This is a genomic window from Streptomyces fagopyri, from assembly GCF_009498275.1.
GTDB lineage: Bacteria > Actinomycetota > Actinomycetes > Streptomycetales > Streptomycetaceae > Streptomyces > Streptomyces fagopyri.
The window spans coordinates 5,410,891-5,435,737 of sequence record NZ_CP045643.1; the positions used below are offsets into that span (position 1 = coordinate 5,410,891).

The window sequence follows — 24,847 nt, forward strand, 5'->3', positions numbered from 1 at the left end:
GCATGCCCCTTTCGTAGGATCGGGGCATGCCTTCCGACAAGACCGAAGCGCCCCCGCTCCCCGCACCGCTGCGGGTGCCCGTCGCCGACTCGCACACCCACCTCGACATGCAGTCCGGCACGGTCGAGGAAGGTCTCGCCAAGGCCGCTTCGGTGGGTGTGACGACGGTCGTCCAGGTCGGCTGCGACCTGAACGGCTCGCGCTGGGCGGCCGAGACCGCCGCCGCGTACGAGGCCGTCCACGCGACCGTCGCGCTGCACCCCAACGAAGCGCCCCGTATCGTGCACGGCGACCCCGACGGCTGGTCCCGCCAGGGCGCGCGGCGGCCCGGCGGCGACGACGCCCTCGACGAGGCCCTCGCCGAGATCGACCGGCTCGCCGCGCTCGCGCAGGTCAAGGGCGTCGGTGAGACCGGGCTCGACTACTTCCGTACGGGTCCCGGGGGCGAAGCCGCCCAGGAACGGTCCTTCCGCGCGCACATAGAGATCGCCAAGCGGCACGGAAAGGCGCTGGTCATCCACGACCGCGACGCCCACGCCGATGTGCTGCGCATCCTCAAGGAGGAGGGCGCTCCCGAGCGGACCGTCTTCCACTGCTACTCCGGCGACGCCGAGATGGCCGGGATCTGCGCCCGCGCGGGCTACTTCATGTCCTTCGCCGGCAACATGACCTTCAAGAACGCCCAGCCGCTGCGCGACGCGATCGCGGTCGCGCCGCTGGAACTGCTCCTCGTCGAGACCGACGCGCCCTTCCTGACGCCCGTGCCGTACCGCGGACGGCCCAACGCGCCGTATCTCATTCCGGTCACGGTCCGCGCCATGGCTGCCGTGCGCTCCCTCGACGAGGACGTGCTGGCGACGGCGCTCTCGGCGAACACCGCGCGCGCTTTCGATTACTGAGCGATAACGCTCGCAGGCGTTTTCCGGGGGCTCGGCCGGGGGCAGTGTCGCGACACAGCGTAGCCGCGTTGCTTGGGAGAGTGACGGCCGCTCCGCTAGGTTCTGGTCGCCCGATCCGGACCCTGGAGCGTGTCGTCGTGAGCAACTCGCAGTACGAGACGGCCGGCCTGACCGCGACGCCGTACGAGACGTCCGGGCCGTATGAGCCGTATGAGCCGTATGAGCCGTACGGGCCGTACGTGACCCATGAGTCCTACGGGACTTACGGGTCCGGTGAGGCGTACGGGTCCGGTGAGGCGTACGGGAACCCCGAGCCGTACGGTGACGGCGGTCCGGACGGTCCTCCGGACGCCCACGCGGACGCTTCCGCCGGTTCGCCGGGCGGCTTCGGGGGCGACACCTACCGGCCCGCGTACGAGGCTCTGGCCGACCGGACGACCCAGGTGTCACAGACCACCTTGCTGTCCCAGGCGCCCACGGAGCCCCTCCTGCCCCGCCAGCAGTACGTGCAGGGGGTAGAAGGGGTGCAGGGGCCGGTGGTGGCACCGGCGGTCCCGGTGGAGGCCGGGGCCGCTGCGGCGGAGGCCCGGACCGGTGGGCGGGCGGAGGCGCGGCGAGCCGCCCGGCGCGCGCCCCGGCGGCGGGGGACCACCGAACGCGCCGATCCGCTCCGCCGGCTGCTCCCGCAGGCGCTGGTCGTCGCCTTCCTGGCCGGCGGCACCTCCGCCTTCGTCGCCAGCGACAAGGCCATCGAGCTGACCGTCGACGGGAAGCCGCGCACCCTGCACACCTTCGCGGACGACGTGAGCGAACTCCTCGCCCGCGAGGGCGTGCGGGTGGGCCCGCACGACGTCGTCGCGCCCGCCCCCGGCACCCCGTTGACCAGCGGCGACGAGGTCGCGGTCCGCTACGGGCGGCCCGTGCACCTCACTCTCGACGGGCAGCGCCGCAGGGTGTGGACGACGGCGGGCACCGTGGACGGGGCGCTGGAGCAGCTCGGGGTGCGGGCCGAGGGGGCGTACGTGTCGACCTCGCGCTCCCGGCCCATCGGGCGGGAGGGCCTCGCGCTCGACGTCCGCACCGAGCGCTCGGTGACGATCATGGCCGACGGCCGGGCGCGGACCATCCGGACGAACGCGGCGACCGTGGCGGAGGCCGTCGAGGAGGCCGGGATCACGCTGCGCAACCAGGACACGACGTCCGTACCGTCCGGGAACTTCCCGCGGGACGGGCAGACGGTCAGCGTGATGCGGATCACCGGGTCCAGGGAGATCCGCGAGGAGGCGATCCCCTACGAGGTGAGGCGGACGCACGATCCTTCGCTCTTCCGCGGTACGGAGGTCGTCGACCGGGCCGGTGAACCGGGGACCCGGCGGGTCCTGTACCTGCTGCGGACCGTCAACGGGGTCAAGGAGCGGCCCCGGCGGATGGGGGCGGAGGTGGTGCGGGAACCGCGGGCGCAGGTCGTGCGGGTCGGTACCAAGCCGCGGCCGGACTCCGTGAAGGGGGCCGACCACCTGAACTGGTCCGGGCTGGCGTCGTGCGAGTCCGGGGGGCGGCCCTCCGCCGTCGACGCCTCCGGGACCTACGGGGGCCTCTACCAGTTCGACACCCACACCTGGCACAGCCTCGGGGGGTCGGGACGGCCCCAGGACGCGCCCGCCACGGAGCAGACCATGCGGGCGAAGAAGCTGTACGTGCGGCGGGGCGCGACCCCGTGGCCCCACTGCGGCGCACACCTCCACGGCTGACCTCCGGTGTTTCCGGCCCCGCTCGGCCTGAACGGCCTCGTCCTCAGACGCCGGACGGGCTGAGTCGGCCTGAACGGCCTCGTCCTCAATCGCCGGACGGGCTGAGTCGGCCTGAACGGCCTCGTCCTCAGACGCCGGACGGGCTGAAAGGACACCGGGTGCCGCATGCGCCCCTAAGGGGCGCGGGGAACTGCGCGACCGGCCCTCGCGTGCCCGCAGCCGAGAGCGAAGCCGCAGGTGGGGTCCGCGAGGGTGCCGGGTGCGCAGGGTGCCGCAGGCGCCCTGAGGGGGCGCGGGGAACGGCGCGATCAGCCCCCGCGTGCCCGCAGCCGAGGGCGAAGCCGCAGGTGGGGTCCGCGAGGGTGCCGGGTGCGCAGGTGTTTTTAGGGGGCGCGGGGAACTGCGCGACCGGCCCCCACCCACCCCCGGTCCATGGCGAAGCCCGTCGCAGAGGGCCGGTGGAACCGGCCAGGCCCGTCACCCCCGTACCCTGGCTGCGTGAACAGCCCCACCCCCGACGCCCTCCTGGGCCCCGCCGAGGTCCGCGAACTCGCGGGCGCGCTCGGCGTCCGGCCCACCAAGCAGCGCGGCCAGAACTTCGTGATCGACGCCAACACCGTGCGCCGCATCGTGCGCACCGCCGGCGTCCGGGAGGACGACGTGGTCGTCGAGGTGGGCCCCGGCCTCGGCTCGCTGACCCTCGCGCTGCTGGAGGCGGCCGACCGGGTGGTCGCCGTCGAGATCGACGACGTCCTCGCGGGCGCGCTCCCCGCGACCGTCACGGCCCGCATGCCGGCCCGCGCCGACCGGTTCGCGCTCGTGCACTCCGACGCCATGCAGGTGACCGAGCTCCCGGGCCCCGGGCCCACCGCGCTCGTGGCCAACCTCCCGTACAACGTCGCCGTACCCGTGCTGCTGCACATGCTCGACACCTTCCCGACCATCGAGCGCACCCTCGTCATGGTGCAGGCGGAGGTCGCCGACCGGCTCGCCGCCGACCCGGGCTCGAAGGTGTACGGCGTGCCGAGCGTCAAGGCCAACTGGTACGCCGAGGTCAAGCGCGCCGGCTCGATCGGCCGCAACGTCTTCTGGCCCGCCCCGAACGTCGACAGCGGCCTCGTGGCCCTCACCCGGCGCGCCGAGCCCGTGGCGACGACCGCCTCCAGGCGCGAGGTCTTCGCCGTCGTCGACGCCGCCTTCGCCCAGCGCCGCAAGACCCTGCGTGCCGCCCTGGCCGGCTGGGCGGGATCCCCCGTCGCGGCCGAGGCCGCGCTCGTCGCCGCCGGGGTCTCGCCGCAGGCCCGCGGCGAGTCCCTCACCGTCGAGGAGTTCGCCCGCATCGCGGAGAACCGCGACGCCGGGAACGCCGCCGAGAACAAGGAGCCGGTCCAGCCGTGACGCAGACGGTGACGGTACGCGTCCCTGCCAAGGTCAACGTCCAGCTCTCCGTCGGCGGCGCCCGCCCCGACGGGTTCCACGACCTGGCCAACGTGTTTCTCGCGGTCGGCCTGTACGACGAGGTCACGGTGACGCCGGCGGACGAGCTGCGCGTCACCTGCTCGGGCCCCGACGCCGACCAGGTCCCCCTGGACCGTACGAACCTCGCGGCCCGCGCCGCACTCGAACTCGCCCGCCGCCACGGCATCGAACCCGCCGTGCACCTCCACATCGCCAAGGACATCCCCGTCGCGGGCGGCATGGCGGGCGGCAGTGCCGACGGCGCCGGTGCGCTGCTCGCCTGCGACGCCCTGTGGGGAACCGGCGCCTCGCGCGCGGAACTCCTCGACATCTGCGCCGAGTTGGGCAGCGACGTGCCGTTCAGTCTGGTCGGCGGGGCGGCTCTCGGCATCGGACGCGGCGAACGGCTGCGCACGCTGGACGTCGGCGGGACCTTCCACTGGGTCTTCGCCGTCGCCGAGCGCGGGCTGTCGACCCCGGCGGTCTTCCGGGAGTTCGACCGGCTCAACGAAGGGGTGCGGATCCCCGAACCGGTCGCCTCGCAGGAGCTGTTCGACGCTCTGGCGAAGGGCGACGCCGCCGCCCTCGCGGCCACGGTCTCCAACGACCTCCAGCCCGCCGCCCTCTCCCTCTTCCCGGCCCTCGCCGACACCCTCACCGCGGGCCGCTCCTCGGGAGCCCTCGCCGCGCTGGTCTCCGGCTCGGGGCCGACCACCGGCTTCCTCGCGGCCGACGCCGAGTCCGCGCGGACGGTGGCCGGGGCACTGCGCGCCTCCGGAACCTGCCGGACGGTGAGGGTCACCGACGGCCCCGCGCAGGGCGCCACCATCATCTGACCCCTGTGACCCGTGTGACCCGTCCGCACGGAATCGGCCCGTACTCAGAGGTGAGTTGAGTACGGGCGCGCTGATGCCGGGCCGCCCCGCGGCGCGACCGTACCCCTATGGGATCAAGCGCTCGTGACCTCGCCGCGGCCACCCCCGCCACGCGCGACAAGTACATCGACCTCCTACGGGTCGCCTCGCTCGGCACGGTGGTGCTGGGGCACTGGCTGATGGCAGCCGTCTCCGTGGGCGACGACGGACGGGTCGGGGTCGGGAACCTGCTCGCCGTACAGCCCCGGCTGCAACTGCTCACCTGGATGCTCCAGGTCATGCCCGTCTTCTTCTTCGTCGGCGGGTTCTCGCACGCCCTGTCGTACCGCTCGCTGCGGCGCGGGGCGGAGCGAGCGGACACGGCGGGGGAGAGGGCGCTCTACGCCGTCTTCCTGCGCGCGCGGCTCCAGCGGCTGCTGCGGCCGACCATGGTGTTCATCGGGGTGTGGGGGTCGGCGGCTCTCCTGCTGCAGCTCGCCGGCGCGAGCGGCGGACTCCTGGACGTGTCCCTGCGTCTGGTCGCCCAGCCGCTGTGGTTCATAGGCATTTATCTGGCGATGGTGGCCTGCACGCCGCCGCTGCTCCGGCTCCACGAGCGATGGGGATGGGGCGCGTTCGGCGGACTCGTCGCCGCGGCCGGCTGCGTGGACGTCCTGCGGTTCGGCTTCGGTGTCCCGTACGCCGGGTTCCTCAACTTCGCCTTCGTCTGGCTCGCGGTCCATCAGCTCGGATTCCTGCGCGCGGACGGGCGACTGCGCCGGCCGTACGTCCTCGCGGGTGCCGGGCTCGGCGGGGCGGTGCTCCTGGTGGCCTGCGGGCCGTATCCGCTCTCCATGGTCGGCATGCCCGGCGAGCGGATCTCGAACATGGCGCCGCCGACCTTCGCGCTGCTGTGCCACGGACTGTGGCTGGTCGGCGGGGTCGAGCTGCTGCGCGCTGCCGCGGGGCGGTGGCTGCGCAGGCCGCGGGTGTGGCGGCTGGTCGTCGCGGCCAACGGGGTCTCCATGACCGCCTTCCTATGGCACCTCACCGCGATGCTCGGGGTGTACGGGGTGCTGCTGGGGCTGGGGGTACGGCTGCCGGAGCCGGCGACGGGGGAGTGGTGGGCGCAGGTGCCGGTACGGGGGGTGGTCGCCGGGGTGGTGACCGCGGGGCTCGTCGCCGTGTTCCGGGGCTTCGAGCGGCCCTCCGTGGTGAAGGGGGCGCGGGGGGCGTCCGGGAGTGGGCGGGTGGGTGCCGCCGTGGGCGTCGTCCTGTGTCTGTTCGGTGTGCTCGGGCTGTCGCTGGTCGGTTTCGGGGGGATGCTGGACGGGCGCACGGCGGTGCTGGTCGCAGTGCGGGTGACGGCGCCGGTCGCCGTCGCCATGACGCTGGTACGGGCCGCACGTGACCGGGGTGTCCCCGCCCCCGCCGCCCCTACCCGTCCCGTCCCCGGGGCTCCGCCCCGGACCCCGCCGGGGGCGCCGCGCCCCCTGGACCCCCGCATCGCCCGAAGAGCTCGTCCTCAAACGCCGGACGGACTGAGACAGCCGGTCCGGCGCTTGAGGACAAGACGCTCAAGCCGGGCGGAGCCCCAGGTACGTGACGCGCAGCCGTGGCGGGGGCGAGGAAAGGGGTGGATCGGGTGCGGGGTCGGCCGGACTACTCTTGAGGGTCGATCGTCCCCCTTGGCAGGAGAGAAATGGCCGTCAACCTGGTCAATGTCGAGTCCGTCAGCAAGGTGTACGGCACCCGTGCCCTGCTCGACGGAGTCTCCCTCGGCGTCAGCGAGGGCGACCGGATCGGTGTGGTCGGGCGGAACGGCGACGGCAAGACCACCCTCATCCGCATGCTGGCCAAGCTGGAGGAGGCCGACACCGGACGCGTCACGCACTCCGGTGGCCTGCACCTGGGGGTGCTGACGCAGCACGACTCGCTCGACCCCACGGCCACCGTCCGCCACGAGGTCATCCGCGACCTCGCCGACCACGAGTGGGCGGGGAACTCCAAGATCCGGGACGTGCTGACCGGACTCTTCGGCGGACTGGACCTGCCCGGGTTCCCGCAGGGACTGGACACCGTCATCGGCCCCCTCTCCGGAGGTGAGCGCCGCCGTATCGCCCTCGCCAAGCTGCTCATCGAGGAGCAGGACCTGATCATCCTCGACGAGCCCACCAACCACCTGGACGTGGAGGGCATCGCCTGGCTCGCCCGGCACCTGCGGGAGCGCCGCTCCGCGCTGGTGTGCGTCACCCACGACCGGTGGTTCCTCGACCAGGTCTGCACCCGGATGTGGGACGTGCAGAAGGGCTCGGTGTACGAGTACGAGGGCGGCTACTCCGACTACGTCTTCGCACGGGCCGAGCGTGAGCGCATCGCCGCCACCGAGGAGGTCAAGCGGCAGAACCTGGTCCGCAAGGAGCTCGCCTGGCTGCGCCGCGGCGCCCCCGCCCGTACCTCCAAGCCCCGCTTCCGCGTCGAGGCCGCCAACGAGCTGATCGCGGACGTGCCGCCGCCCCGCGACAAGAGCGAGCTGATGAAGTTCGCCAGCTCCCGGCTCGGCAGAACCGTCTTCGACCTGGAGGACGTGACCGTCCAGGCCGGACCCAAGGTGCTGCTCAAGCACCTGACCTGGCACCTCGGCCCCGGCGACCGGGTCGGGCTGGTGGGCGTGAACGGCGCCGGAAAGACCTCGCTGCTGCGCGCCATGGCCGAGGCGGCCCGCAGCGAGGGCGAGCGGCAGCCCGCCGCCGGCCGGATCGTCACCGGCAAGACCGTCAAGCTCGCCTACCTCTCCCAGGAGGTCGCCGAGCTCGACCCGACCTGGCGGGTGCTCCAGGCCGTCCAGGCGGTGCGTGACCGCGTCGACCTCGGCACGGGCCGCGAGCTGACCGCCGGGCAGCTGTGCGAGACGTTCGGTTTCAACAAGGAGAAGCAGTGGACGCCGGTCGGCGACCTGAGCGGTGGTGAGCGACGGCGGCTCCAGCTGCTGCGGCTGCTCATGGACGAGCCCAACGTGCTCTTCCTCGACGAGCCGACCAACGACCTCGACATCGAGACGCTGACCCAGCTGGAGGACCTGCTCGACGGCTGGCCCGGTTCCATGGTCGTGATCTCCCACGACCGGTTCTTCGTCGAGCGGACCACGGACAACGTGTTCGCCCTGCTCGGCGACGCCACGCTGCGCATGCTGCCGCGCGGGATCGACGAGTACCTGGAGCGGCGCAAGCGGATCGAGGAGGTCGCCGCGGCCGCCGTGCTCGCCGCCGCCCCGGCGCCCGCCAAGGCCGCCTCGGCCGCCGACGCGCGCGCCGCCAAGAAGGAACTGCAGAAGATCGAGCGGCAGCTCGACAAGATCTCCGAGCGGGAGACCAAGCTGCACACCCAAATCGCCGACAACGCGACGGACTTCGGGAAGGTCGCCGAACTCGACGCCGAACTGCGGGGGTTGACCGGTGAGCGCGAGGAACTGGAGCTGCGCTGGCTGGAGCTCGCGGAGGACGCGTAAGCCCCGGTCGGGCGGCGCGCACGTCCCGTGAAGGGGGCGTGAAGGCGCGTAACGAGGGCATCACGGGCCGGTCCTCCCTTGGGAACAGGGGAACGACCGGCCCCTCGTACGAGGGGCGCGGAGTGATACAAAGGGCCGTCTGAGAACAGTCTGAGAACCACCGGCGTGGCGCGAGACGGAGGTGCGGCCGAGCCCCGTGCGAGGTCGGGCCGCCGACGCCGCCGGTGGGGTGCCACATCAGTGAATGAGGGGGACGCGCTGATGAGTCAGCCGCCGAACGAGCCGCCGCGGGGTGGCTTCGGAGCACCGCAGGACCAGCCACCGGCGGAGGGTTTCGGCCCGCCCCAGGATCCCCGGCAGGCGACACCGCCGCCGCCCGCGCAGCCGCCCCAGGCGCCGCCGCCCCCGCAGGGCGCGCCGGCCGGACCGCCGCAGCCGGGCTACGGCTACCCGCAGCAGCCCGGCCCGTACGCGCAGCCGGGGCCGTACGCCCAGCCCGGTCCCTACGCCCAGCAGCCGGGCCCCTACGGTCAGCCCGGTCCGTACGCCCAGCAGCCGGGATACGGGCAGGCGCCCGCACAGGGGCAGGGGTACGGGCCCGGGTACGGCCATCCCGGACAGGCGCCCTACCCGGGCCCGCCCGGTACTCCGCCGCCCGGCATACCCGGCGGTTCCGGGAACCCCTTCAAGGGACGGCCCGCGGTGATCATCGGAGCGGTCGTGGCCGCGCTGCTCGTCATCGGCGGGACGGTCTGGGCCGTCAGCGGCGACGGTGGTGACGACGGGAAGAAGCCGGTCGCCGAGCACAGCAAGGACGGCAAGGGGGGCAAGGAGACCGCGTCGCAGGACCCGGTCAACCCGGGTGACGGCAGCGGCGACGGTGGCGGGGACCCGGAGAACCTCAACGACGGCCGCAAGGCCGGTGAGGCGAAGGTGCTCTGGTACAAGCAGGCGCCGGACGCGCCCGGTTCGGGTGCCGACGCCCCCGGTCTGTGGATCACCGGCAAGGCCGCCGTGAAGGCCGCGTACAAGCAGGTGTTCGCCTACAACGTCGGTGACGGAAAGCCCACTTGGGCCCCGATCACGTTTCCGCAGAAGATCTGCGCGGTCACCCCGCAGAAGACGTCCGACGACAAGGTCGTCGTGGCGTACATGAGCGGCGCGGGCGACGGCGCCAAGTGCAACCAGCTCCAGCAGATCGATCTCGCGACCGGAGCCAAGGGCTGGAACGGGAAGGTCGCCGACGGCGCGCTCTTCGACAGCACGCTCAGCGTCGAACTGTCCCTCACCGGGAAGACGTTGATGGTCGGCCGCTCGCAGTCCGGCACGGCCTACGACGCCACCACCGGCAAGAAGCTCTGGGACAAGAAGAACTACGGCCCGGCCTGTTATCCGGCCGCCTTCGCGGGCGGCGCCAAACTGCTGTCCGTCGCGTCCTGCGGGGCCGGCAGCACCACCCAGCACGACGAGGTGCAGGAGCTGGACCCGGCCACCGGCAAGGCCGAATGGACCACGAAGATCCCCAAGGGCTGGCGGGTCGTGCGCGCCTACTCCGTCGACCCCGTCGTCCTCTACATGACCAACGACGACAAGAAGACGGTCAACGTCACCACCCTCAAGGACGACGGGGGTGTCCGCTCGCAGCTGTCGAGCAAGGACTCCTTCGCGCCCGAGTGCGGGTTCGCCATCATCGACCGTGACCTGCCGGGCTGTTTCGGCGCCGTAGCCGACGCGAACACCCTCTACCTGCCGACCGAGGCGAAGACCGGCGCCAACGAGGTCGTCGCGTTCAACCTGGCGACCGGCAAGGAGAGGTGGCGCGTCAAGTCCCCGGCGGACGAGTCGATGCTGCCGCTGAAGATGGACGGCACCCGGCTGATCGCGTACGTCGAGCCGTCCTACGACGCCGGCGGTCAGGTCGTGTCGATACCGACCACGGGCAGTGGCCACACACCGGCGAAGCTGCTGCAGAACCCGCAGGGCACGGCGTCGATCGAGAACGGGTTCTACTCGAAGGCCGTCGCCTACGTGGACGGGCGCTTCTACATCTCCACCACCCGTCTGACGGGCAACGACCAGTCGAGGGAGAAGCTGATGCTGGCGTACGGCAAGTGAGGCGCGCTCACGCCGCCTTCGGCACCTTCTCCGTCCACGTCCCCCACGCATCAGTATCCGAGGTACACACATCATGAGCCAGCCGCCGCCCCCGCCGCCGCCCAACGAGCCCCCGAAGGAAGGGTTCGGTGCGCCCCAGGAGCCGCCGCCGGGTGGGTTCGGTGCGCCCCAGGAGCCGCCGCCCGGCGGTTTCGGCGCCCCGCAGGCACCGCCGCCCGGCGGTTTCGGCGCCCCGCAGCCTCCGCAGGGCCCCGGTTACGGTTACCCGCAGACGTCCCCGCCCCCGTCCCAGCCGGGCTACGGCTACCCGGGTCAGCAGTCCGCGCAGCCGCCGTACGGTTACGGCCATCCGCAGCAGCCGCCGACCTACCCCATGCAGCCGCAGGCTCCCCAGCGGGGCGGCGGGCGCAGGATGAGCGGCCAGGCGGTCATCATCGTGGCGGCCGTCGTGGCCGTCGCCCTGATCATCGGCGGCGGTGTGCTGTACGCGACCTCCTCCGGCAAGGACGACGGCGGGAACAACTCCTCGGGCGGCACCGGCGGCACCGGCGGGAAGAAGGACAAGGGCGGTACGGGTGGCGGCGGCACCACCGGTTCGAACGGTGCGGAGAAGGTGCCGGCCGACACCAGCTCCAAGGTCCTCTTCCAGGTCCCCGCGCCGTCCGTGGCCGCCGGGAGCAGCGTGACCACCGTCGGCTCGTGGCTCACCGGCAAGGTGTACGCCAAGAGCGGCAACGCCGAGGTCGACGGCTACGACCCCGACTCCGGCGCCAAGCTGTGGACGATCAAACTCCCCGGCCCGGTGTGTTCGGCCAGCCGGCACGTCACCGACGCCGGCCGGACCGCGATCGTCTACGAGCCCGCCATGCCGACCAAGTCCCAGCCCTCGCACGGCTGCAGCGAGGTCGCCGCGCTCGACCTCGCCGCCGGCAAGGAGCTGTGGGCCAAGTCCGTCAAGTCCGGCGACCAGAAGATCAGCCTGGACAACGTCACCGTCAGCGGCGACACGGTCGCCACGGGCAGCACCAGCGGCGGCGCCGCGTTCGACATCTCCACCGGCAAGGCGCTGTGGTCCCCGAAGCCCACGGACAGCTGCTACGACGCCGGGTACGCCGGCGGCGACAAGCTGGTCGCCGTGCGCAAGTGCGGCGCGTACGTCAGCGCGCGTCAGCTGCACATCCAGACCATCGACCCGAAGTCCGGGAAGGTGATCTCCGAGTACAAGATGTCGCCCGGCATCGAGTACGCGAGTGTCGTGTCGACCAACCCGCTGGTGGTCGCCGCCGACGTCGGCGACAGCGCCGGGGACGGCAGCGGCATCTCCGACTTCTTCTCGATCGACAACCGGACCGGCCGGCTGCGCATCAGGATCTCGGCGCCCGGAAAGACGTACGCGGCCAAGTGCGACGGCATCAGCAAGACCGAGGCCTGCACGATGCTGGCGGTCGGCAACGACAAGCTCTACATCCCGACCGAGGAACACGACGGCACCGGCCAGTACAGCCAGACCAACGAGATCGTCGCCTTCGACCTCGGCACCGGGAAGCAGACCGGTCAGCGCGCCAACGCGGGCGACGGCTACACGATCTCCCCGCTGCGCATGGACGGCACCAGCATCCTGGCGTACAAGCGGCCGCCGTACGACAAGGGCGGTCAGATCGTCAGCATCGACGGCACCACCTTCAAGGAGACCAAGCTCCTGGAGAACCCGGCGACCCGATCGGTCCGCGACGCGGAGACGAGCATGCTCCCGGACTACGCGGAGATCCTCTACGGCGGCGGCCGTCTCTACATGTCCGCGGTCTACGCCCACAAGCCGACCGGCGCGGACGACAAGGAGTACCTGGCGATCGCGTTCGGCGCGCGCTGACCGGCACGACGTCACCACGGCCCCGTCCCTGCTCAGGGGCGGGGCCGCGCGCTTACCCCTCGGCATTCCCGAATGCGGGGAATTTCGGTATTCCGGGGCGCTTCTCGCCGGTAGGGGAAGCGCAACGTCGAACAAGCGTGTAGCTTCCGGGGGATGGAGAGCCGGGGGGCTCCTAATCCACGGGGAACCAGTGGGGATGCTTGGGGGGACTGGGGGGTTGCTCGATGGGAGTGCGGCTCATGGTGGTCGACGACCACCGGCTGCTCGCCGAGGCGCTGGCCTCGGCGTTGAAGCTGCGCGGGCACCGGGTGCTCGCGGCGGCGGCGCCCGCCGCGGGAGCGGCGGAACTGGTGATCACGAGGGCACCCGAGGTGTGCCTGATCGGTACGGCGACACCCGCCGAGCCGGGGATGTTCGACCCGGTGGTCAAGATCAAGCGGGAGCGTCCGCAGGTGGCGGTCCTGGTGCTGGGGCCGGTGCCGAACCCGCGTGGCATAGCCGCCGCGTTCGCCGCGGGCGCCTCGGGATACGTACGCCATGACGAGCGCATAGAGGGCGTCGAGCGGGCGATCATGAAGGCGAGGGCGGGTGAGGCGGCGGTGGCCCCGGGCCTGCTCCAGGGTGCTTTCAGCGAGCTGCTCAACCCCGCGGCCCAGCCGGACGACGAGGGTCAGCGACTGCTCCAGATGCTGACGCCCAGGGAGGTCGAGGTGCTGGTCCGGGTCGCCGACGGCGAGGACACCCGGCTGATCGCGGCGGGGATGGGCATCGCGCCCTCCACGGCCCGGACCCATGTCCAGCGGGTGCTGATGAAGCTGGGTGTGGGGTCGAGGCTGGAGGCGGCGGCGCTGGCGGCACGGACGGGTCTGCTGGACCGGGCGGGGCCGGTGGCGACGTAGCCGGGCCCTGACGCCGTGCACGGGTCCGGACCTCGGGCGGTGAGGTCCGGACCCGTGCGCGGCGGTCGCCGGCCGGTTACTCGGCCGGCCCCTCCTCGCCGGAGGCCGGTGGTGGTACCGGCGGTGCCAGCGGGCGCAGCCACAGCCAGACCAGGAAGAAGAGGCCCAGGGCCAGCATGCCCAGGCCGGTCCAGAGGTTGATGTTGATGCCCTGCGTCTTGGCGCGGTCGGCGTCCGAGGCGGTCAGACCGGCGACGGTGACGATGACGCCGTAGACGACGAACAGGCCGCCGATGATGCGGCGGATGTCGAAGAGGCGGGCCGCGGTCGCGGACTTCCTCTCCAGCTCCGTGACCTCGCGCTGGACGTCGCGGTCCGAATAGTGGTCGGACATGGTTTCCTCCTGGGCCTTTCTCTACGTCGTGGGGGCGGGCGCGGGATCAGAGCGAGAACGGGATGTAGCAGGCCGCCGCCAGGATCAGCGCGCCCCAGCCCAGCAGGGCGGGCCTGCGGTACCAGGCGTCGTCGCCGGCGGCGGGGGGCTCGGCCGTGCCGGGTGAGCGGGTGCCGTAGACCAGGCCCTGGAGGTCCTCCGCCGGCTTGGGCGCGGTGAAGAGGGAGACCGCGACCATCACCACGGCACCGGCCACGAAGCCCGCGATCGCCGACACGAAGTTCGCGCCCTGGTCGGAGGGGATGCCGATGATGCCCTGCTTGTAGATGACGAAGTAGTTGACCATCGCGGCGGTGGTGCCCGCCAGCAGGCCCCAGAAGCCCGACTTCACGGACGCCCGCTTCCAGAACATGCCGACGATGAAGACCACGAACATCGGCACGTTGAAGAAGGAGAAGAGCGTCTGGAGGTAGCTCATGATGTTGGAGAAGGACGACGCGAGGAAGGCCGTGCCGATCGACGCGAGGACGCCGATCACCGTGATCAGACGGCCGAAGCGGATGTAGTAGGCGTCCTCCCGGTCCGTGACCACGTACTTCGCCCAGATGTCGGTGGTGAACACGGTGTTGAAGGACGAGACGTTGGCCGCCATGCCCGCCATGAAGGCCGCGAGGAGACCGGTCACCGCGATGCCGAGCACGCCGTTGGGCAGCAGTTCCTGCATCAGGTACGGGATCGCGTCGTTGTACTGGAGGCCCGAGCCGCTCGTGCCGATCTTCGGGACCAGGACGGCGGCCACCAGGCCCGGGATCATCACCAGGAAGACGATGAAGATCTTCGGGTACGCGGCGATGAGCGGGGTGCGCCGGGCCGCGCTCAGGTTCTTGGCCGACAGCGCGCGCTGCACCTCCGCGAAGTTCGTCGTCCAGTAGCCGAAGGAGAGCACGAAGCCGAGGCCGAGCACGATGGTCAGCCAGTTGGCGCCGAGCGGGTTGTCGCTGCCGATACCGGTGCCGCCCCACGCCGTGGTGAAGTGGCTGCCGTGGGACTTGTCGAGCGAGTCCGTCAGACCGTTCCAGCCGCCGACCCGGTGCAGGCCCAGCACCGCGATCGGGATCAGCGCGGCGAGGATGACGAAGAACTGCAGCACCTCGTTGTAGATCGCGGACGACAGGCCGCCGAGTGTGATGTAGGCGAGGACGAAGAAGCCGGCGACCACGATCGCCACCCACTGCGGCCAGCCGAGCAGGGCCTCGACGACGATCGCGAGGGAGTAGAGGTTGACGCCAGCGATCAGGATCGCCGCGAAGGCGAACAGGATCGAACTCAGCAGGTGTGCCCATTTGTCGAAACGCAGCAGAAGGAACTCGGGAACCGAGCGGACCTTCGAGCCGTAGTAGAACGGCATCATCACCAGGCCGAGGAAGACCATGGCGGGGATGGCGCCGATCCAGTACCAGTGCACGGTGTAGACGCCGTACTGCGCGCTGTTCGCGGCCATGCCCAGGATCTCGGTGGCGCCCAGGTTGGCGGAGATGAACGCGAGGCCGGTGACCCAGGCGGGCAGTGAGCGCCCGGAGAGGAAGAAGTCGAGGCTGGTCCTGACCGAGCGTTTGGCGGCGAAGCCGATGCCGAGGACGACGACGAAGTAGATCCCGAGGATCGTGTAGTCGAGCCCGTTCGTGGGGAGCCGGAGCCCTTCGGCCAGGTGGTTGGTGGGGCCGGAGGCCAGGTGGAGGGCCCCGGCGGCCAGGTGGGTGGGGGTAGGCATGCCGGTATCTATGCCCCGTGCGCCCCAGAGGCCGCCCAAGCTTCACAGAGACCCCCCAAACCCGCACAGGCATTGACGTTACTGTTGCATTGTGATTTGTTGTGTTGGGTTCTGTTGGATGGCTTTGCTGGTTCGAAGCGGTGCGGATGAGGAGTCCAGCGGTGAAGAAGACCTCGACCCGGCTTGCCGACGGCCGTGAGTTGATCTACTACGACTCACGCGACGACACGGTGCGCGACGCGGTGGACCGGCGTCCGCTGGAGCCGACCGTCACCAGCTCCCAGGTGCGCCGTGACCCGCTCCTCGGTGACGCGGTGGCGATCGCCTCGCACCGTCAGGGCCGCACCTACCACCCGCCGGCCGACGAATGCCCCCTGTGTCCCTCCCAGGGCGACCGGCTGAGCGAGATCCCCGACTCCTCGTACGACGTCGTGGTCTTCGAGAATCGTTTCCCCTCCCTGGCCGGCGACTCCGGCCGCTGCGAGGTCGTCTGTTTCACCTCCGACCACGACTCGTCCTTCGCGGACCTGACCGAGGAGCAGGCGGGGCTCGTCCTGGAGGCATGGACGGACCGGACGGCGGAGCTGTCCCATCTCCCCTCCGTCGAACAGGTCTTCTGTTTCGAGAACCGCGGCGCCGAGATCGGCGTCACGCTCGGCCACCCGCACGGGCAGATCTACGCGTACCCGTTCACCACCCCGCGCACGGCACTGATGCTGCGCTCCGTGGCCGCGCACAAGGAGGCGACCGACGGCGGGAACCTCTTCGACGACGTCGTCGCGCGCGAGCTGGCGGAGGGGGAACGGATCGTCCTGGAGACCGAGCACTGGGTCGCCTTCGTGCCGTACGCCGCGCACTGGCCCTACGAGGTCCACCTCTACCCCAGGCACAGGGTGCCCGACCTGCTCGGCCTCGACGAGGGCGCACGCAGGGAATTCCCTCAGGTCTATCTGGAACTCTTGAAGCGCTTCGACCGGATCTTCGACGGGCCGGGTGGAGAGAAGGAAGGGGCGGGGGAGCCTCCGACGCCGTACATCGCCGCCTGGCACCAGGCGCCGTTCGGCCCGCTGGAGGAGTTCGAAGGCGTCAACCGCGACGACTTCGCGCTCCACCTCGAGCTTTTCACCATTCGCCGCACTTCCGGCAAGCTGAAGTTCCTCGCGGGTTCCGAGTCCGGCATGAGTGTGTTCATCAACGACGTGCCGCCGGAGGCCGCGGCTCAGCGACTGCGAGAGGTAGCGAGTACATGAGTGGGAAGTACCTGGTCACCGGTGGCGCCGGATATGTCGGCAGTGTGGTCGCGCAGCACCTGATCGAAGCCGGCCACGAGGTCACCGTCCTCGACAACCTCTCCACCGGCTTCCGCGAGGGCGTCCCGGCCGGGGCCTCCTTCATCGAGGGCGACATCCGCGACGCGGCCAAGTGGCTGGACGCCACCTACGACGCCGTCCTGCACTTCGCCGCGTTCTCGCAGGTCGGCGAGTCCGTCGTCAAGCCCGAGAAGTACTGGGACAACAACGTCGGCGGCACGATGGCGCTGCTCGCGGCCATGCGCGAGGCGGGCGTGCGTAGGCTGGTCTTCTCGTCCACCGCCGCGACGTACGGCGAGCCGGAGACCACGCCCATCGTCGAGACCGCGCCGACCAGGCCCACCAACCCCTACGGCGCCTCCAAGCTCGCCGTCGACCACATGATCACCGGGGAGGCCGCGGCGCACGGGCTGGGCGCGGTGTCGCTGCGCTACTTCAACGTGGCCGGCGCCTACGGCGCGCAGGGCGAGCGGCACGACCCCGAGTCGCACCTGATCCCGCTGGTGCTCCAGGTCGCGCAGGGACGCCGCGAGGCGATCTCCGTGTACGGCGACGACTATCCGACGCCGGACGGCACCTGCGTGCGCGACTACATCCACGTCGCGGACCTGGCGGACGCCCATCTGCTGGCGCTGAAGGCCGCCGTTCCCGGTGAACACCTCATCTGCAACCTCGGCAACGGCAACGGGTTCTCGGTCCGCGAGGTCGTCGAGACCGTCCGCCAGGTGACCGGGCACCCGATCCCCGAGGTCATGGCGGAGCGCCGCGCCGGGGACCCGGCCGTACTGGTCGCCTCGGCGGAGACCGCGCGCGAGCGGCTCGGCTGGACCCCGTCCCGCGCGGACCTCGCCGGTATCGTCGCGGACGCGTGGGCGTTCGCGCAGAACATCGCAAGGGAGCAGTAGGTGGGGGTTCGCGAGGATTTCGAGGAGCTGTACGGCACCGCGCCCGAGGGCGTCTGGGCGGCGCCGGGCCGGGTCAACCTGATCGGCGAGTACACGGACTTCAACGAGGGGTTCGTGATGCCCCTCGCGCTGCCGCACACCGCGGTCGCCGCGGTGTCGCGTCGCGACGACGGGGTGCTGCGGCTGCACTCGGCCGACATCGGGGGACCGGTCGTCGAGCTGCGCGTCGACGAACTGACGCCGTTGACGAACACCAGCTGGGCCGCGTACCCGGCGGGTGTGGTGTGGGCGCTGCGCGAGGCGGGGCACGCCGTGACGGGCGCCGACATCCATCTCGCCTCGACCGTGCCCACCGGGGCGGGGCTGTCGTCCTCGGCCGCCCTCGAGGTCGTGACGGCGCTCGCCCTCGACGACCTGTACGAACTCGGGCTCACCCGGCCCGGTCTGGCCCGCCTCGCGCAGCGCGCCGAGAACGACTTCGTCGGCGTGCCCTGCGGGATCATGGACCAGACGGCGTCGGCGTGCTGCACCGAGGGACACGCCCTGCACCTGGACTGCCGGGACCTGTCGATCCGTCAGGTCCCCTTCGACCTGGCCTCCCAGGGCCTGGAACTGCTGGTCGTCGACACCCGGGTGAAGCACGCCCTGGGCGACGGGGCGTACGCCGAGCGGCGTGAAGGGTGCGAGGAGGGCGCGCGGCAGCTGGGAGTCTCCCATCTGCGGGACGTCCGCCACGAGGAACTCGACGTGGCGCTCGCCCGGTTGTCCGACGAGCGGGTGCGCCGGTACGTGCGCCATGTCGTCTCCGACGACCACCGGGTGGAGCGGGTCATCGCGCTGCTGGACGCGGGGGACGTACGGGCCATCGGGCCCGTCCTCACGGACGGACACGCCTCGCTGCGGGACGATCTGCGGATCTCCTGCGAGGAGCTGGACCTGGTCGTCGCCACGGCGAACGCCGCGGGTGCGCTGGGGGCGCGGATGACGGGGGGTGGCTTCGGGGGGTCGGTGATCGTGCTGGTCGAGTCGGCCGACGTGGACTCCGTCGGCAAGGCCGTGACGGAGGCGTTCGCGGAGGCCGGGTACACCGCGCCGCGGGTGTTCCCGGCGGTCCCTTCGGCGGGCGCGCGCCGGCTGCACTGACCCGCCTCTCCTCACCCCCGCCGCCCTCGGACCCCGCATCGGCCTGAACGGCCTCGTCCTCAAGCGCCGGACGGGCTGGAGTGCGGGCCTGTGCGGGAGGGTTGCGGGTGGGTTGGGGATGCGGGGTTCGCGCTGGAAGGCGGGCGGCGAGGCCATGCTTTCCAGCCCGTCCGGCGTTTGAGGACGAGCCCTTCGGGCGAGCGGGGGTCCAGGGGGCGCAGCGCCCTTGGCGGGGGTCCGGGGGCGGAGCCCCCGGGGAGGGGTCGGGTAGGGGCGGCGGGGGCGAGGGACCCCCGGGGTCACCCCAGACGCTTGGTCAGCGTGTACTCCGTGGCCCCCGGCGGATAGTCCGGGACCACGCACACCACCTCGTACCCCTGCTTCTCGTAGAACCCGGGCGCCTGGAAGTCCCACGTCTCCAGCCGGACGGCCAGACAGCCGCGCTCCTCCCGCGCCACCCGCTCCCCCTCCGCGAGGAGACGGGACCCGAGACCGGAGCCCCGGTGGACGCCGTCCACCCACAGATACGTCACGTGCAGCCATGTCGTCCAGGTGTGCCCCACGAGCCCGCCCGCGAGATCACCGGCGGAGTCCAGGGCCCAGACATGGAGCGGAAGTTCCCGCTCGGCGGGCGTCCCGCGCAGCGCGCGCAGGACGGGAGATGCCGCCGTGTTGGTGTCGAGCAGCCGCCGGCGGAGCAGTTCGCGTCGGCCTTTGTCGACTTCTGTCTCCATACGAAACATGCGACTCACCCTAAACGCCCCGGCCAACCAGTTCTGCAAATCACCTTCCGCTCCCGGCCCCCGGCCGTACCCTGATGAACAGCACCGGTGGGGGCCGGTGCTGATCAGGGGGCGAGACAGCCGGGTACGACACCCGGAGTGGGGGTAGCACTTCCAGCACGGCGGCGGCCGTGCGGCTGCGGCGCCCCGTTCTCCGAGCCGGAGACCGGTTCGGGTTCTCTCCGGGTGTCGTACCTGCGCGGGTCGTCCCCCGACAATGGGGTATCCCCCGCTCCTCAGGAGCGTGGGGAAGGGGGTTTCTGTGGTTCGCATCCGAGTCCTGGTCGTCGACGACCACCGCATCTTCGCCGAGTCGCTCGCCGCGGCTCTGGCGGCCGAGCCCGATGTCGACGTGTCCGCCGCCGGCAGCGGTCCCGCGGCACTGCGCTGCCTGGAACGGGCGGCGGCGGAGGGCCGCAGGTTCGACGTGCTGCTCGTGGACGCCGACCTCGGCGGGAACGTGCCGGGCGCGCGGCCCGCCGTCCCGGTGCAGGAGAGCAACGAGGACGGGCTGGTCGACGGCATCTCGCTGGTCGCGGGCGTCCGCGCGGGTCAGCCCGGCGTGCGCATCGTCGTGCTCGCCGAGAAGGACGACCCGCGCCGGGCCGCCCTCGCCCTGCAGGCCGGTGCCTCGGGCTGGGTCGCCAAGGACTGTTCGCTGTCGCGGCTCCTCACCGTCATACGGGGTGTGCTGCGGGACGAGACGCATCTCCCGCCCGCCCTGCTCACCGGTGTACTGCGGGAGTTGACGGCCGCGCGCAAGCACCGCACCGAGAGCGAGCGGCTCGTGGAGTCGCTGACGCCCCGGGAGCGGGAGGTGCTGCGGTGCATGGTCGCGGGACTGGGGCGCAAGGCCGTCGCCGAGCGGCTGTTCCTCTCGCCCCACACCGTCCGGACACACATGCAGAACGTGCTCGGGAAGCTCGGCGTGCACTCGACGCTCGCCGCCGTGGCGCTCGCCCGGCGTGCCGGGGTCGGGCCCGTCGACCTAGCCGGGGATGTTGTCGAACGGGGCGGTCAACTGGCGTAGCAGCGAGGCGAGTTCGCCGCGCTGGGCCCGGCTGAGTTCCGCCAGGATCGCCCGCTCCTGGTCGAGGAGTCCGGCCAGCGCCTGGTCGGCGCGGTCGCGGCCCTCGTCGGTGAGGCGTACCAGGACGCCCCGGCGGTCGCTCGGGTCCGGGAGGCGCTCCACCAGGCCCTTCTGCGTCAGCCGGTCGATGCGGTTGGTCATCGTGCCGGAGGTGACGAGGGTCTGCGTGAGCAGCTGGCCGGGTGAGAGCTGGTACGGGGACCCGGCGCGCCGCAGCGCGGTCAGGACGTCGAACTCCCAGGGCTCCAGGCTGTGCTCGGAGAACGCCAGCCGGCGGGCGCGGTCCAGATGCCGGGCCAGCCTGCTGACCCTGCTGAGTACCTCGAGCGGTTCCACGTCGAGGTCAGGGCGCTCCCGGCGCCACGCTCCGACCAGCCGATCGACCTCGTCCTCCATGACGATCAGTGTAATGGTTGTGTCGACGTGAAGTCTCTTGATGTGGAGCCTCTTGATCTGAAGTCTCTTGACGTCGAGATACTTCGGTGTGAGGGTGGAGACCCGGCTGGACATCATGTCCGTACGCGACTTTCGAGGAGACCCGCCCATGTCTGCCACCGCCCCCATCTGGGACCCGGGTCAGTACCTGCGTCACGCGGACCACCGTGCACGCCCCTTCGCCGACCTCCTCGCCCGGGTCCCGGAGCCGCCGCGTGACCCGGCCCGCATCGCCGACCTGGGCTGCGGCCCCGGGAACATGACGGTCGGGCTGGCCGAACGCTGGCCCACCGCGCGGATCACCGGCCTGGACAACTCCCCGGAGATGCTGGCACGGGCCGAGGCGCTCGCGGGTCCCACCCCGGGCGGCGGCACTCTCGGCTTCGCCCCGGCGGACGCCAGGACCTGGACGCCCGCGGAACCGTACGACCTGCTGATCAGCAACGCGACCCTGCAGTGGGTGCCCGGACACGTCACCCGCTTCCCCGAGTGGGTGACGGGCCTCGCCCCCGGCGGCACCTTCGCCTTCCAGGTCCCCGGCAACTTCGACGCCCCGAGCCACCGCCTGATGCGCGAACTCGCCCACTCCCCCCGCTGGAAGGACCGGCTGGCCGGGGCGCTGCGTCACGACGACGCCGTACACGCCCCGGCCGTCTACCTGGAGCAGCTCACCGCCCTCGGCTGCGCGACCGACGTCTGGGAGACGACGTACCTGCACCTCCTCCAGGGCGAGGACGCCGTCCTGGACTGGGTGAAGGGAACCGGGCTGCGGCCGGTCCTCACCGAGCTGGGGGCGGACGCGGAGTCCTTCGTCGCCGAGTACCGGGACGCGCTGCGCGAGGCGTACCCGGCGACCGGACACGGCACCGTGTTCCCCTTCCGCCGTGTCTTCGCCGTCGCACGGAAGGAGGCCTGAGGATGCTCACCGCCGTGGACCACGTCCAGCTCGCCGCCCCGCCGGGGTCCGAGGACCTGCTGCGCCGCTACTACGCCGGCGCCCTCGGGATGACCGAGATCCCCAAGCCGCCCGTGCCGGCCGCGCGCGGAGGCTGCTGGTTCCGGGCGGGGGCCGTGCACCTGCACCTGGGGATCGAGGGCGCTCCGGGGGACGAAGGGCCGGGACGGTTCCGGCCCGCGAAGAAGGCGCATCCCGGGCTGCTGGTCACGGACATCGAGACGTTCGCCGCCCGGCTGGAGGCCCACGGGGCCGAGGTCACCTGGGACGACGACCTGCCCGGCCACCGCCGCTTCTACTCCGAGGACCCCGTCGGCAACCGGCTGGAGTTCCTGGAGCCGGTGGTCAGGGCGTACGGCCCAGGTTCATGACCAGGATGCGGACGACCTCGTCGTCGATCAGGTAGAGGATCCGACAGTCGCCGACGCGTAGACGCCTGATCTGAGGGCCGTAGGGGGTGGAGTTGCCGGGCCGCGGGGCTTCGGTGAGCGTGTCGACGGCTTCGCGGACCGCGGCGAGTCCCGTGGGGTCTGCTTCGTGGACCGCGGCGAGTCCCGTGGGGTCGTCCTTGAGAACCCGTACTGCCGTGTTCGTGGCTTCCGGTTCCCACGTGATGCGGTAGGTCACGGACGCAGCCCCAGGATCCGCCCGACTTCCTCTTGGGGGATGACTTCGCCCAGCGTGCCCTCGGCCTTGCGCCGCTGATAGTCGGCGACCGCGAGGGCGCCTTCGAGATCCTCTATGACCTGAGGGGAGACGAGGAGCGCGGCCACATGACCGTGGTCCGTGAGGGCGATGGTCTCCCGGCCGTGGGCCGCCCGGCGGACAAGACCTCCGAGCTGGGAGCGGGCCGCGCTGATCGCGATCTCAGTCATGCGCGGACGGTTTCACAGGGCTGATTTTGTGGTCCATATCGAATCCCGACCGCGCACTCAGCTCTTGCGGTGCCCTATCAGCCGGGGCTTCGGCTCCAGACCGTCCAGACCGTGCCAGGCCAGGTTCACCAGATGCGCGGCGACCTCGGCCTTGCGGGGCTTGCGGACGTCCAGCCACCACTGGCCGGTCAGCGCGACCATGCCGACCAGCGCCTGCGCGTAGAGCGGGGCGAGCTTCGAGTCGAAACCGCGGTTCTTGAACTCGCGTCCCAGGATGTCCTCCACCTGGGTGGCGATGTCGGAGATGAGCGAGGCGAAGGAGCCCGTGGACTGGGGGATGGGGGAGTCGCGGACCAGGATGCGGAAGCCGTCCGTGTACTCCTCGATGTAGTCCAGGAGGGCGAAGGCGGCCTGCTCGCACAGTTCACGCGGATGGCCCGCGGTCAGGGAGCCGGTGACCATGTCCAGCAGCCGGCGCATCTCACGGTCCACCACCACCGCGTACAGGCCCTCCTTGCCGCCGAAGTGCTCGTAGACCACCGGCTTGGAGACGCCCGCCCTGGCCGCGATCTCCTCCACCGACGTGCCCTCGAAACCCTTCGCGGCGAACAGGGTGCGGCCGATCTCCAGCAGCTGCTGACGGCGCTCGGCACCGGTCATACGGGTGCGACGCGCACGCCGCGGCTTTTCGTTGCTGCCTGGGGTGCTGCTGGAGTCGGTCGCCACGCCGTCAATCATGCCGGGTCGGGGGCTTCCGTCTTGCGCCGGGCATCGGACCCGTCGGTGTCACGCTTGGAATCGATACGCGAGCGTGACGGCCAGCGCACGTCGTAGGCCCAGCCCAGTTGCTCGCACCAGCGGATGATCCGGGCCGAGGAGTCCAGCTGGCCGCGCTCCACCCCGTGCCGGGCCGACGTCGGGTCGGCGTGGTGCAGGTTGTGCCAGGACTCGCCGCAGGACAGCACCGCCAGCCACCACACATTGCCCGAGCGGTCACGCGACTTGAACGGGCGCTTGCCCACCGCGTGGCAGATCGAGTTGATCGACCAGGTCACGTGGTGCAGCAGGGCCACCCGGACGAGTGAGCCCCAGAAGAAGCCGGTGAACGCGCCCCACCAGGACATCGTCGCCAGACCGCCGATCAGGGGCGGCAGCGCGAGCGAGAGCAGCGTCCAGTAGATGAACTGGCGCGAGATCGCACGAATCGCCGGGTCCTTGATCAGGTCGGGAGCGTACTTCTCCTGCGAGGTCCGCTCCTCATCGAACATCCAGCCGATATGCGCCCACCACAGGCCCTTCATCAGCGCCGGAACCGTCTCGCCGTACCGCCACGGCGAATGCGGGTCACCCTCGGCGTCGGAGAACTTGTGGTGCTTGCGGTGGTCGGCGACCCAGCGGACCACCGGGCCCTCGACCGCCATCGACCCCGCGATCGCGACCGCGATCCGCAGCGGGCGTTTCGCCTTGAAGGACCCATGCGTGAAATAGCGGTGATAGCCGATCGTCACACCGTGACAGCCGAGGTAGTAGAAGAAGACCAGCAGGCCGAGATCCAGCCAGCTCACTCCCCAGCCCCAGACCAGCGGTACCGCCGCGAGCAGCGCGAGGAACGGGACGATGATGAAGAGGAGGAGCGTGAGCTGTTCGAGTGACCCCTTCTTCTCTCCGCCCAGCGTGGCAGGGGGGAGCGAGGGATCGCCGTCCGCCCCCGGGGCATCGTCGATCACATCGGAGCTCGTGCTCATGGGCGTCCCCTGTGGGATTCGAGGGTGGGGAGGAGTGGCCGGGTACGGGCTCCCAGGGTGCTCCCGTTGTCTGACGGGAATCCCTACG

At 71.4% G+C, this 24,847-nt stretch carries 22 protein-coding genes and 1 pseudogene; 15 read left to right on the forward strand and 8 right to left on the reverse strand.

The genetic code is table 11. From position 1 onward, the window contains the following. Positions 1-26 precede the first annotated feature (26 nt). From GFH48_RS23350 to GFH48_RS23390, 9 genes and pseudogenes are all read left to right on the forward strand, one after another. Positions 27-899 carry a TatD family hydrolase gene (locus GFH48_RS23350; RefSeq protein WP_153290116.1) on the forward strand — a complete coding sequence of 291 codons (873 nt, stop codon included), beginning with the start codon at positions 27-29 and terminating at the stop codon, positions 897-899. Positions 900-1,036: 137 nt separating this feature from the next. Next, positions 1,037-2,650, forward strand: a complete 1,614-nt coding sequence (locus GFH48_RS23355; protein ID WP_228120899.1) for a resuscitation-promoting factor — start codon at positions 1,037-1,039, stop codon at positions 2,648-2,650. A 498-nt stretch (positions 2,651-3,148) separates the two neighbouring features. After that, positions 3,149-4,048, forward strand: a complete 900-nt coding sequence (gene rsmA / locus GFH48_RS23360) for a 16S rRNA (adenine(1518)-N(6)/adenine(1519)-N(6))-dimethyltransferase RsmA (RefSeq protein WP_153290117.1) — start codon at positions 3,149-3,151, stop codon at positions 4,046-4,048. Beyond that, positions 4,045-4,944: a 4-(cytidine 5'-diphospho)-2-C-methyl-D-erythritol kinase gene (locus GFH48_RS23365; protein WP_153290118.1), complete on the forward strand. Its 900-nt coding sequence runs from the start codon at positions 4,045-4,047 to the stop codon at positions 4,942-4,944. Before rsmA ends, GFH48_RS23365 begins: the two co-directional genes overlap by 4 nt. Before the next feature lie 107 nt (positions 4,945-5,051). Then, positions 5,052-6,356, forward strand: a pseudogene (locus GFH48_RS23370) (acyltransferase family protein); the annotation flags it as partial. 308 nt (positions 6,357-6,664) lie between these two features. Beyond that, on the forward strand, positions 6,665-8,470 hold the full coding sequence (locus GFH48_RS23375; RefSeq protein ID WP_153290119.1) for an ABC-F family ATP-binding cassette domain-containing protein: 1,806 nt from the start codon (positions 6,665-6,667) through the stop codon (positions 8,468-8,470). 261 nt (positions 8,471-8,731) lie between these two features. Beyond that, a complete protein-coding gene (locus GFH48_RS23380; protein WP_153290120.1) occupies positions 8,732-10,585 on the forward strand; it encodes an outer membrane protein assembly factor BamB family protein in 1,854 nt (617 codons plus the stop codon). A gap of 73 nt (positions 10,586-10,658) precedes the next feature. Continuing rightward, positions 10,659-12,455: an outer membrane protein assembly factor BamB family protein gene (locus GFH48_RS23385; RefSeq protein WP_153290121.1), complete on the forward strand. Its 1,797-nt coding sequence runs from the start codon at positions 10,659-10,661 to the stop codon at positions 12,453-12,455. Positions 12,456-12,679: 224 nt separating this feature from the next. After that, positions 12,680-13,354, forward strand: coding sequence for a helix-turn-helix transcriptional regulator (locus GFH48_RS23390; protein ID WP_153290122.1), 675 nt, complete (start codon positions 12,680-12,682; stop codon positions 13,352-13,354). Positions 13,355-13,430: 76 nt separating this feature from the next. Here GFH48_RS23390 and GFH48_RS23395 read toward each other — a convergent pair whose 3' ends face one another. Beyond that, entirely contained in the window at positions 13,431-13,748 is a 318-nt protein-coding gene (locus GFH48_RS23395) for a hypothetical protein (protein ID WP_153290123.1), read from the reverse strand. A 46-nt stretch (positions 13,749-13,794) separates the two neighbouring features. Continuing rightward, on the reverse strand, positions 13,795-15,519 hold the full coding sequence (locus GFH48_RS23400) for a sodium:solute symporter family protein (protein WP_153290124.1): 1,725 nt from the start codon (positions 15,517-15,519) through the stop codon (positions 13,795-13,797). 161 nt (positions 15,520-15,680) lie between these two features. Between GFH48_RS23400 and galT the strand changes: the two genes are divergently transcribed. Genes galT through galK form a run of 3 tightly spaced genes read left to right on the forward strand, consistent with a single transcriptional unit; the run spans position 15,681 to position 18,877 of the window. Then, complete coding sequence (gene galT, locus GFH48_RS23405; RefSeq protein WP_153290125.1) at positions 15,681-16,769, forward strand: galactose-1-phosphate uridylyltransferase; 1,089 nt, start codon at positions 15,681-15,683, stop codon at positions 16,767-16,769. After that, positions 16,766-17,734 (forward strand): UDP-glucose 4-epimerase GalE, encoded by a 969-nt coding sequence (gene galE / locus GFH48_RS23410; RefSeq protein WP_153290126.1) that lies wholly within the window; start codon positions 16,766-16,768, stop codon positions 17,732-17,734. The genes galT and galE overlap by 4 nt, the downstream gene beginning before the upstream one ends. Continuing rightward, complete coding sequence (galK, locus tag GFH48_RS23415; protein WP_153290127.1) at positions 17,735-18,877, forward strand: galactokinase; 1,143 nt, start codon at positions 17,735-17,737, stop codon at positions 18,875-18,877. Positions 18,878-19,176: 299 nt separating this feature from the next. On the opposite strand, the gene GFH48_RS23420 is transcribed toward galK, so the two are convergent. Further along, positions 19,177-19,620 (reverse strand): GNAT family N-acetyltransferase, encoded by a 444-nt coding sequence (locus tag GFH48_RS23420; RefSeq protein WP_153290128.1) that lies wholly within the window; start codon positions 19,618-19,620, stop codon positions 19,177-19,179. A gap of 301 nt (positions 19,621-19,921) precedes the next feature. On the opposite strand from GFH48_RS23420, the gene GFH48_RS23425 reads away from it, so the two are divergent. Next, positions 19,922-20,689, forward strand: a complete 768-nt coding sequence (locus GFH48_RS23425) for a LuxR C-terminal-related transcriptional regulator (RefSeq protein ID WP_153290129.1) — start codon at positions 19,922-19,924, stop codon at positions 20,687-20,689. Here the strand turns inward: GFH48_RS23425 and GFH48_RS23430 are convergent. Next, positions 20,648-21,145 carry a MarR family winged helix-turn-helix transcriptional regulator gene (locus GFH48_RS23430; protein WP_153290130.1) on the reverse strand — a complete coding sequence of 166 codons (498 nt, stop codon included), beginning with the start codon at positions 21,143-21,145 and terminating at the stop codon, positions 20,648-20,650. The genes GFH48_RS23425 and GFH48_RS23430 overlap by 42 nt on opposite strands. 148 nt (positions 21,146-21,293) lie before the next feature. Here GFH48_RS23430 and GFH48_RS23435 point away from each other — a divergent pair, with 148 nt between their 5' ends. Together GFH48_RS23435 and GFH48_RS23440 are read left to right on the forward strand one after the other, a co-directional pair. Further along, positions 21,294-22,100 (forward strand): trans-aconitate 2-methyltransferase, encoded by an 807-nt coding sequence (locus tag GFH48_RS23435; RefSeq protein WP_153290131.1) that lies wholly within the window; start codon positions 21,294-21,296, stop codon positions 22,098-22,100. A 2-nt stretch (positions 22,101-22,102) separates the two neighbouring features. Beyond that, the gene (locus GFH48_RS23440; RefSeq protein WP_153290132.1) at positions 22,103-22,510 is read left to right on the forward strand and encodes a VOC family protein; all 408 of its coding nucleotides are present in this window, start codon (positions 22,103-22,105) and stop codon (positions 22,508-22,510) included. Here the strand turns inward: GFH48_RS23440 and GFH48_RS23445 are convergent. Genes GFH48_RS23445 through GFH48_RS23460 form a run of 4 tightly spaced genes read right to left on the reverse strand, consistent with a single transcriptional unit; the run spans position 22,485 to position 24,759 of the window. After that, on the reverse strand, positions 22,485-22,766 hold the full coding sequence (locus tag GFH48_RS23445) for a type II toxin-antitoxin system RelE family toxin (RefSeq protein ID WP_153290133.1): 282 nt from the start codon (positions 22,764-22,766) through the stop codon (positions 22,485-22,487). The two genes, GFH48_RS23440 and GFH48_RS23445, sit on opposite strands and share 26 nt — an antisense overlap. Beyond that, entirely contained in the window at positions 22,763-23,014 is a 252-nt protein-coding gene (locus GFH48_RS23450) for a type II toxin-antitoxin system Phd/YefM family antitoxin (RefSeq protein WP_153290134.1), read from the reverse strand. The genes GFH48_RS23445 and GFH48_RS23450 overlap by 4 nt, the downstream gene beginning before the upstream one ends. Before the next feature lie 57 nt (positions 23,015-23,071). Then, entirely contained in the window at positions 23,072-23,752 is a 681-nt protein-coding gene (locus GFH48_RS23455; protein ID WP_153290135.1) for a TetR/AcrR family transcriptional regulator, read from the reverse strand. Next, the gene (locus tag GFH48_RS23460) at positions 23,749-24,759 is read right to left on the reverse strand and encodes an acyl-CoA desaturase (RefSeq protein WP_153290136.1); all 1,011 of its coding nucleotides are present in this window, start codon (positions 24,757-24,759) and stop codon (positions 23,749-23,751) included. Before GFH48_RS23460 ends, GFH48_RS23455 begins: the two co-directional genes overlap by 4 nt. Positions 24,760-24,847 lie beyond the last annotated feature (88 nt).

Excerpts from the sequence above, each read along its gene's own strand:
- GFH48_RS23350 (WP_153290116.1), top strand. The coding sequence starts at position 27 with ATGCCTTCCGACAAGACCGAAGCGCCCCCGCTCCCCGCACCGCTGCGG.
- GFH48_RS23375 (WP_153290119.1), top strand. The coding sequence starts at position 6,665 with ATGGCCGTCAACCTGGTCAATGTCGAGTCCGTCAGCAAGGTGTACGGC.
- GFH48_RS23380 (WP_153290120.1), top strand. The coding sequence starts at position 8,732 with ATGAGTCAGCCGCCGAACGAGCCGCCGCGGGGTGGCTTCGGAGCACCG.
- GFH48_RS23385 (WP_153290121.1), top strand. The coding sequence starts at position 10,659 with ATGAGCCAGCCGCCGCCCCCGCCGCCGCCCAACGAGCCCCCGAAGGAA.
- GFH48_RS23390 (WP_153290122.1), top strand. The coding sequence starts at position 12,680 with ATGGGAGTGCGGCTCATGGTGGTCGACGACCACCGGCTGCTCGCCGAG.
- GFH48_RS23395 (WP_153290123.1), bottom strand. The coding sequence starts at position 13,748 with ATGTCCGACCACTATTCGGACCGCGACGTCCAGCGCGAGGTCACGGAG.
- GFH48_RS23400 (WP_153290124.1), bottom strand. The coding sequence starts at position 15,519 with ATGCCTACCCCCACCCACCTGGCCGCCGGGGCCCTCCACCTGGCCTCC.
- galE (WP_153290126.1), top strand. The coding sequence starts at position 16,766 with ATGAGTGGGAAGTACCTGGTCACCGGTGGCGCCGGATATGTCGGCAGT.
- GFH48_RS23420 (WP_153290128.1), bottom strand. The coding sequence starts at position 19,620 with ATGTTTCGTATGGAGACAGAAGTCGACAAAGGCCGACGCGAACTGCTC.
- GFH48_RS23430 (WP_153290130.1), bottom strand. The coding sequence starts at position 21,145 with ATGGAGGACGAGGTCGATCGGCTGGTCGGAGCGTGGCGCCGGGAGCGC.
- GFH48_RS23435 (WP_153290131.1), top strand. The coding sequence starts at position 21,294 with ATGTCTGCCACCGCCCCCATCTGGGACCCGGGTCAGTACCTGCGTCAC.
- GFH48_RS23440 (WP_153290132.1), top strand. The coding sequence starts at position 22,103 with ATGCTCACCGCCGTGGACCACGTCCAGCTCGCCGCCCCGCCGGGGTCC.
- GFH48_RS23450 (WP_153290134.1), bottom strand. The coding sequence starts at position 23,014 with ATGACTGAGATCGCGATCAGCGCGGCCCGCTCCCAGCTCGGAGGTCTT.
- GFH48_RS23455 (WP_153290135.1), bottom strand. The coding sequence starts at position 23,752 with ATGATTGACGGCGTGGCGACCGACTCCAGCAGCACCCCAGGCAGCAAC.
- GFH48_RS23460 (WP_153290136.1), bottom strand. The coding sequence starts at position 24,759 with ATGAGCACGAGCTCCGATGTGATCGACGATGCCCCGGGGGCGGACGGC.